6 protein-coding genes are annotated in these 8,142 nt (G+C 59.3%); 4 read left to right on the top strand and 2 right to left on the bottom strand.

Translation table 11 applies throughout. The features are described 5' to 3' along the window. The 3 genes from RWT78_RS25925 to RWT78_RS25915 all read left to right on the top strand — a co-directional run. Positions 1-1,812, top strand: a 1,812-nt coding sequence (locus tag RWT78_RS25925; RefSeq protein WP_314681867.1) for an MMPL family transporter, incomplete at its 5' end; no start/stop codon positions are given. 183 nt (positions 1,813-1,995) lie between these two features. Further along, on the top strand, positions 1,996-3,435 hold the full coding sequence (locus tag RWT78_RS25920) for a hypothetical protein (RefSeq protein WP_314681865.1): 1,440 nt from the start codon (positions 1,996-1,998) through the stop codon (positions 3,433-3,435). Then, complete coding sequence (locus RWT78_RS25915) at positions 3,432-4,796, top strand: PQQ-binding-like beta-propeller repeat protein (protein ID WP_054831780.1); 1,365 nt, start codon at positions 3,432-3,434, stop codon at positions 4,794-4,796. The genes RWT78_RS25920 and RWT78_RS25915 overlap by 4 nt, the downstream gene beginning before the upstream one ends. Positions 4,797-4,841: 45 nt before the next feature. Here RWT78_RS25915 and RWT78_RS25910 read toward each other — a convergent pair whose 3' ends face one another. Then, positions 4,842-5,696, bottom strand: a complete 855-nt coding sequence (locus RWT78_RS25910; RefSeq protein ID WP_314681862.1) for a glycosyltransferase family 2 protein — start codon at positions 5,694-5,696, stop codon at positions 4,842-4,844. A 550-nt stretch (positions 5,697-6,246) separates the two neighbouring features. Then, the gene (gene dctA, locus RWT78_RS25905; protein ID WP_314681860.1) at positions 6,247-7,644 is read right to left on the bottom strand and encodes a C4-dicarboxylate transporter DctA; all 1,398 of its coding nucleotides are present in this window, start codon (positions 7,642-7,644) and stop codon (positions 6,247-6,249) included. Positions 7,645-7,832: 188 nt separating this feature from the next. Between dctA and RWT78_RS25900 the strand changes: the two genes are divergently transcribed. Continuing rightward, the gene (locus RWT78_RS25900; protein ID WP_003942027.1) at positions 7,833-8,093 is read left to right on the top strand and encodes a GlsB/YeaQ/YmgE family stress response membrane protein; all 261 of its coding nucleotides are present in this window, start codon (positions 7,833-7,835) and stop codon (positions 8,091-8,093) included. Positions 8,094-8,142: the final 49 nt, after the last annotated feature.

Below are 8,142 nucleotides of genomic sequence, written 5' to 3'. Positions count from 1 at the left end.
ATCGAGGATCAGACGCAGGCCAACAAGACCGCGTTCCTCGACTTGATGGCAAAGGTCCGCACCGGCGGCTTGCAAGTCGAAGGAACCGGCTCGATGATGCAGGTGCAGGCCGCGGGCGGTCTGTCGGAGATGCTCGGCTTCGCGGTGGCGTTCATCGTGATGATCGTGGCGTTCGGTGCACTCATCGCGGCGTTCATCCCGTTGTTCACTGCAATTCTGGGAATTGCGCTGGCCACTCTGACTGTCACCCTCGGCTCGGGCTTCTTCGACATCAACGAAGGCGTCACGGGAATCGTCACGATGATCGGCATCGCAGTCTCGATCGACTACGCGTTGTTCATCGTGTCGCGCTACCGCAGTGAGCTCAACCTGGGCGGAACCAGGGAAGCCGCCGCCGGACGCGCAGTAGGTACTGCCGGTTCGTCTGTCGTATTCGCAGGCCTGACAGTGGTGGTTGCGCTGGCGGCCCTGGCGGTGGTCGGGGTTCCGATGATCACGCAGATGGGAATCTCGGCAGCGGTTGCCGTCATCATCGCTGTGCTCGGCGCAATCACATTGATCCCAGCGGTTCTGGGTATCTTCGGCCGATTCGCGTTCTCGCCTCGTATCCCCGGGCTGCGCCACGGTGACGAGCCCGAGACGATGGAATCCAACGGACATCGCTGGGCCAAGATAGTCACCAAGTACCCGTGGCCGATCGCGGGTGCTGCGCTGGTGCTTCTGGTGATCGCGGCTATTCCGATGACGAAGCTCGAACTCGGACTCTCGTTCACTCAGGACGAAGAGCGGCCGGCACTTGCCCTGCTGCAACGTGGGTTCGGTGAAGGCGTCAATGGCGAATTGTTCGTCGTGCTCGACGCGCCTGACGGCACCGACATCACCGCGATTGCCGAAGGCACTGTCGCGCACATCAAGGGCCTCGACAACGTCGCAACTCCGGATCAGTTGATGTGGGTCGGAAACGGACCCGACGCGGCAAACCCGATGGCGGGCGCCAACTCTGCGCTCATCGCGGTCACCCCGCAGATGTCACCGAGCGGCCCCGAAACTCACGAGCTGATGAATCAGATCCGGGACTACGGATCGACGGTGAAATCGGAAGGCGCAGAACTCGGTGTAGCGGGGCAAACCGCGATCGTTGCCGACATGTCGTCGAAGCTCAGTTCCGCGCTCATCCCCTATCTCATCGTGGTGGTCGGGCTGGCGTTCATCATCATGATGGTCGTCTTCCGCTCGATCCTGGTGCCGCTGACCGCAACTCTCGGATTCCTGTTTTCCGTCTGTGCGACCTTCGGCGCCACGGTGGCCATCTTCCAGGAGGGCGACTTCGGGCTGATCGAGCACACACAACCCATCATCTCGTTCCTGCCGATCTTCATGATCGGTGTGGTCTTCGGATTGGCGATGGACTATCAAGTGTTCCTCGTGACGCGAATGCGCGAGGAATACGTGCACGGATTGTCGGCCAAGGACGCCATCATCTCCGGCTACACCCATGGTGCTCGCGTGGTCGCGTCGGCGGCCATCATCATGATCTCCGTGTTCGGTGCATTCATGCTGTCCTCGGAGACGACAAGCAAGATGATGGGCTTCGGTCTCGCGGCGGCAGTCTTCTTCGACGCCTTCATCATCCGCATGATCGTGATTCCTGCCGTCATGTCGATCCTCGGTGATTCGGCGTGGAAGTTGCCCGCGTGGCTCGACAAGATCCTGCCGAACGTCGACATCGAGGGTGAAGCGATTCGGCGGATTCCGATCGAGCAGGATCCGGATTCCGATCCAGACCCGAATCAGGTGCCTGTGAGGGTGTAAGCACTCAGGCAGTCAGAACGGGGTGCCGGTTGCACAGCAACTGGCACCCCGTTCTTCTGTGTTCATACGGAGCCCGCGCGATAGGAAACCATCCGGTTGGTAACAGAGATCGCTGTGATCGCGACAGGACATCCAGAGGCGACGCGCATCGGGAGCGGGCCGTGACGGTGACTGCGAGGGTACGTGTCGAAGGAGCAAACCGATTTGAAGCGGGCCGAGAAGTGGACCTTCGCGCTGACGGTCGTCTCCCTGATCGCCGGTGGGACAGTGGTTGCCGGGCTGGTGGATCGGTGGAGCAGTTCGCCGTCCGATGACATCTCGGTAGCTGCGACTTCGTCGATCAGCATTACGTCCACACCGGAGGAGATTTCGCCGGAGGACGTGCCTGAATTCTCGTACGTCACGCCGAGCGCGGTGTACCCGACCGCGATTCCGGGTTGTGAGAGTGTCGAAGCGCCGGAGGAGGATTCGTTCTTCTCCTATATTCTCGACGGATCTGATACGTACGACGATCCACGCTTTCCGTGGTTCTCGAGTGTCAAGGCCGCCGCGATGTCGGAAGCGGTCAAGCAGGCGCTCCCGAAAGATGTCGAGCTGAAGTTCGCCAGCCCGGGTAATTCGCTGCAGTTCGGGCCGATCTCTGCACCTTCGAACACAGATGGGCTGCCCGAGGGTTTCTCGCTCGAGGAGTTGGCGTCCACCACTGCGTCGGGGACGCTGATTCGGGACGGGAAGATCGGCGCGCTCAGCCTGATGCTGCACTCGAGTTCTGATCCGATCCCATCGTGTGTTGCGGGGTCGCTCGTCGAACGTCGGGTGCTGGCTGACCAGTCGGTAGTGGATCTGCAGGATACGTGGAGCGAAACCAATGGTGTACGCACCCTTGGTCGGTCGGCGATGTTGTACGGAGTCGACGGGACCCGTATTCAGGCGTATGTCAACGACACTAACAACGACGGAGGTCGGGACGCAGAGAGTTCCGGCGCGGTGCCACTGACGCTCGACGACCTTGTAACCCTTGTCGAAATGCCACAGCTGCGAATCACTACTCCAGTTCCCCCGGGTACGGCACCGCTTTCGCCCGGGTGCCACGGGATCCCCCGAGACTCTGGCGACGTGGCCGAACTCGATCGCGCGACGATCGAACGTCTCAACGCCGTACTCGAAGTCAGATGGCGCGCTGTACCTCCGGGTTTTCCGATTCTCGATGCCGGACCGGGCACTCTGACGGTGGCGGAGAATGACAAGTCCACTGCATGTCAGAGACTTCTCACCCGGACGGGAGACAGCGAGTCGACGCTCAACATGACAATTACCGGCGGACAACCACTCCCTACGGAGCCCAACAAATACGACCCTTCCTACGACGGGCACCCCTTGGAGGTCGTGACGCGACCGGATGGATCCGTGATCGAGCGAGACGAACGGAACTACGCGACCGTACCCATGACAAATGACGGCTCGAAAGCAGAATCGACGCAGGAAACGAGCAGGTCGGTGGTCGTCAGCCGCCCGAATGGGACCCAAGTCTCGGTTTCGTCGTCGGCTGCGATCCCGAACGTGCCGATGACGTTCGAGCAGTTGGAGTTTCTCGCGACGACCGAAGGCTTGGAGATTCGATGACCACCAGATTCTCCCCGAAATCGCGCCTTCGGATCGCGGCCGCCGCAGCCGTAGTCACCGTCACTGCCGCCATCGCCACGGTGGTCACGTCGACGAGTTCCGAACCGACAGCGATCTCGTCGCAGCTATGGAGCGTCGAGGCCTCCGAGATTCTCGGGCGCGAGTTCGCGATCTTCCGGAGCCCACTTGTTGGAACCGAATTCAACATGGACATGGGCGGATTCATCGACGCCGGATCAGTCGTGGTCACGATGATCGGTATGCCGGATCGTCAGGCGTATTCGTTGGACGACGCAGAATTGGTCGGATTGGACGCCGAAGATGGCACAGTTCGTTGGCGCACGTCGGCGGTCGACATCGGTGGTTGCTCCGAGACTCTGCTCGGCAGTTCGGTGCTGTGTTTCTCCGGGCCGTACGTATCCGGTGGTTCGTACTCACTTTTCGATATCGAGACAGGAGAGCGTCGAGACATCAAGACGCCGTGGGCACCGATCATCGCGGTTGTCTCGGGTGACACGGTCCTCGCGCTCGAGGGTGATATCGAGAGCAACGACGTTCGCGTGCACAGCGGAACCGTCGACGATCCGGAAGCGAACTGGTCCAAAGCGTTCGACGTCGGTGGATCGTGGGAAGCCGGATACGTCGATCCGGTGATGTCGGTGCACGGCGATCTGGGTGTGATCGCTCTCGACGAGTCTCTGGGATTCGACCTGAAGACCGGCGAACAGCGGTGGGTACACGGTTACTCCACCTGTTCGACCGCGCATACATCGTCGGACGGTGTGACATTGGTGTCGGACGGCGGTTGCGAAGGGAACGGCCGGCCGACAAGTGAGTACGCACTCGATCAGTACGGGCGCGAGTTCGCCAGGACGGACGAACTGCCCTCGGAGTCCTCGTACTACGGCGGGCGATACAGCCGAGATGATCCCGCGGGAAGATCGACTCCGATCATTCTGGGACACAGCGGATTCGACCGGACTTCCGGCGAGAAATTGTGGTCCAACAGTGAACTCTTCGACACCGCACAGTCGTTGGCGGTGATCGGCAACGTGGTTGCCGTGACCCGTTCTGGTTCCGAGCCCGAGGTCCAGTTCGTGGACCTCTTCACCGGTGAGGTCCTGTGGCGATCGAACGCCGAGCGCGCCGGGGAGGTTGTCTGGCACGGCGATGTCGTTATCGACGAGGGAAACGTCTACGGAACGGATGTCAGGACCGGCCAACGTAGTTGGGAGATTCGGGTGGACCAGGACGGGGACGACGAGTTCACGCCTTGGGTGATGCCGCGCGAGCTGTGGGCGGGGGAGAAGGTGCTGTTGCGTTCCAGTGAAGACCGCATCACGGCGTTGAAACTGTCGTGAAATTCGGTGGCTGCGAACCTTCGGTGATTAGCGAAATTCGATGGGTTACTGGTGAACTGGCATGATTCGACCTTTCGACATGCCGAACAAGCGCCTGAACTCCAGGCGCTCCTGCTCGAAGTTGTAGATGCGGTAGACGGGCCACACGAGCGCGTGGAGCATCGAGTCGCCCCAGATGGTCAGTTTGAGGCGCCAATTCATGATGTTGTGAAGGTGCAGAACCGATTCGGATGCTTGGTTGTACTTCAGGTACTCCAACGGAGGGGTTTCACCGCGTCGACCGGACGTTTCTGCTCGCATGTCGGCGATCTGACCGATCGTCATCCCTTCCTCCCGAAGGCACAGTGAAAGGTCGATATCTTCGTGGATGTCCGGCCGGTCACTGACTTGCTCGCGGACGGACAGCCATGCGCTCTTTCTGATCGCCATGTTCGCTCCGGCGACAGCGAGTACTTGACGTTCGCAATCGAACTTCCCCAGCTTCACCTGCCTGTCCAGTGCGTAGCGGTGGATTCGAGCAAACGGCGATTCGAAGAGGTAGGTGAGTCCGGCAACTGCTGAATGAGCGGTGCTGCGTTGGAAGAAACCCTTGACCGCATCTGCCCATCCCGGTTGTACCCGTGTGTCCGCGTCGATACGACCGATGATGTTGCCGGTCGAGGCGTCGAAGCCCGCGTTCCGGGCGTGTACGACTCCTTGGCGGGCCTCGAATACATATCTGACTTTGTCGTACTTTTCGGCGAACTCCTGGATGATCGATGCAGTACCGTCCGTCGAGTTGTTGTCGACAATCAGAATCTCATCGATTTCCGACTCGGTCAGTAGACGCTCGATGCAGCCGGAAACCGCGTTCTCTTCGTTGAATACCGGAACAACCACCGAAAGTCGATTAGTGGACAAGTGTTCAATATCCTGCATGGATGCGGTCACTGTATTCCTTTGCTGGGCAATTGGGTCCAGTCCTTCGCAAAGGTTACGATAGCAATAGGTGACCATTCGGACAATTTGAACCGAGGGCCATATGATCAATCCCGCAACAGCTTATTGCGGGAAACTATCAGCATAAGTGCAGCTGGCACGGCATAAATGCATGCAGAATAAGGATTTCGGAACTGATTGATTTTTACCCACTCGAGTCTATTCGTCGGTCGAACACCGGACTTTAGTCCTTCTAATTCCGGCAAATATAATGCTGCCCGTTCGCTGAATTGTGAATCGCCACTGCGGCAACCGCCGAGCAATATCTAGATGTCGCAAGTTGCTTTTCAGTGAAGTGGAGTCGGTGCAGCGCAAGTGCCATATTTGTAGATTCAACGGACCCTTGACGGCAAGGTTGCCGTCATCTGCAAATATTTGCTTTTGTAGCTGTCGGTCTGGATTTTCCAGTGAAGTCTGCCCCCGCGACTTTTCAGCACCGATTTCCGATGTGCAAACAGCAGCCGGCACCTACCTATCGGGTCAGGATGCCTTCGGTTTCGGGTGCCGGAACGGTTTTCCCCGTGATCGGATCGACTTCCTCGAGCGGTGGAACGTCTTCTCCGTCGAGCACTCGGCGCATGCGCTCCTTGTCGAGCTGCCCCTCCCAATTGGCGACCACGAAGGTTGCGACACAGTTCCCGAGCAGGTTCACCGACACCCGCATCGAATCCATGATTCGATCGGCGCCCAGTAGGAGAGCGACTGCGGCAACTGGAATTGCGCCGTGACCGATTGCGGCCACGGTGGCCGACAGCGCCAGGAATGACGATCCCGGCACGCCGGCCATTCCCTTCGAGGTGAGCATCAGAACCAGGACGGCAGTGATCTGTTCACCGAGTGTCAGGTCCACGCCGAGTGCCTGCGCCAGAAACAGCATGCAGATCGACAGGTACAGCGTCGCGCCGTCGAGATTGAACGAGTAGCCGGTAGGCACCACCAATCCTGTTGTAGTGCGCGAGCATCCGGCGTTGGTGAGCTTGACCATGATTCGGGGCAGAACTACTTCGGTCGACGCCGTTCCCAAAGCGAGGAAGAGTTCGTCCTTGATGTACTTGACGAACTTCCACAGGTTCACGCCCGCGAAGTACCTGACTATCGCGGCCAGGATGAGGATGAACAGGACGGCGGCGAGATAGCATGCGGCGATCAGCTTTCCGTAACTTCCGAGCGAAGCGATCCCGTACTGACCGACGATGTACGCCATCGCGCCCAAAGCGCCCAACGGCGCCAGTCTCATGATCCAGCCGATGATCGTGAAGAACAGATGGCTCAGACGATCGACGAGTTCGAACACGATCGGTGGTCCACTCTCACCCGCCTTGGCCAATGCGAGCCCGAACAGTACGGCGAAGAAGAGGACTTGGAGGAGTGCGTTCTCGGCGAAGGCCGAAACTATCGACACCGGAATGATATTGAGCAGGAATTCGACGGTGTGGGGAAGTTCGCCACTTCCGGTCTTGGCGGCCACGGCGTCCGCACCGTTCGCCAGCGTCTCCGGATCGATGTCGAATCCCGCACCCGGCTTCATCAGATTTCCGATGAGCAGCCCGAACAACAGGGCGAAGGTGGTCACGACCTCGAAGTAGATGAGTGCTTTGACGCCGATACGCCCCACGGCCTTCAGATCCCCGACGTGGGCGATCCCGATCACAACGGTGCAGAAGATGATCGGCGCGATCAGCATTTTGATCAGCTTGATGAACCCGTCGGCGAGGGGCTTGAGGTTCGCGCCGAATTCCGGCCACAACCAGCCGATGAGAACACCGATGACGATAGCGGCGATCAATTGCACGAACAGGGATCGGTACCAGGGCGGCTTGTTGGCGAGTAGCGCGAGCTCGCTGTTCGGCAATTTTACGGAAGTTGGCATGGATGGGAACGGTAGGTCTGCTTGATTGCGAAAAAATAACTCGCGAATGTCGTGGATGTAACGCGTAGAGGTTGCATCTCGGACAACAATTCGGTCAACAAGCGACAGTTGTGTGTGACTGTGGTTAGTGTTTCCCTGAGCGGTGATCTTCCGTACGCGTGCATGCACGACGTGTGAGAGGGGCTGTCATGGGGCAAATTATCGGAACCATCATTTTCGGCGCAGTCATCGGAATCCTGGCTCGTCTCGTACTGCCAGGTAAGCAGCAGTACGGCATGATCGTGACCGTCGTGCTGGGTATCGCCGGAGCGCTTATCGGGTACTGGGTCTGGGGAGCGATCTCGGACAAGGGCGACACGGGTGGAATCGACTGGATCCGCTGGATCATCAGCATCGCCGCGGCGGCCGTGCTCTCGATCGGCTATAGCGCCGTCACTGGCAAGAAATAGCAAGCCAACGCAATTCGCGAAGTGGGCGCCCCCCCACGTAGGGGGGGCG

Origin of the sequence: uncultured Rhodococcus sp. (genome assembly GCF_963525155.1) — a bacterium.
Lineage (GTDB): Bacteria > Actinomycetota > Actinomycetes > Mycobacteriales > Mycobacteriaceae > Rhodococcus_F > Rhodococcus_F qingshengii.
This window is presented reverse-complemented; position numbering and strand designations above follow the sequence as displayed.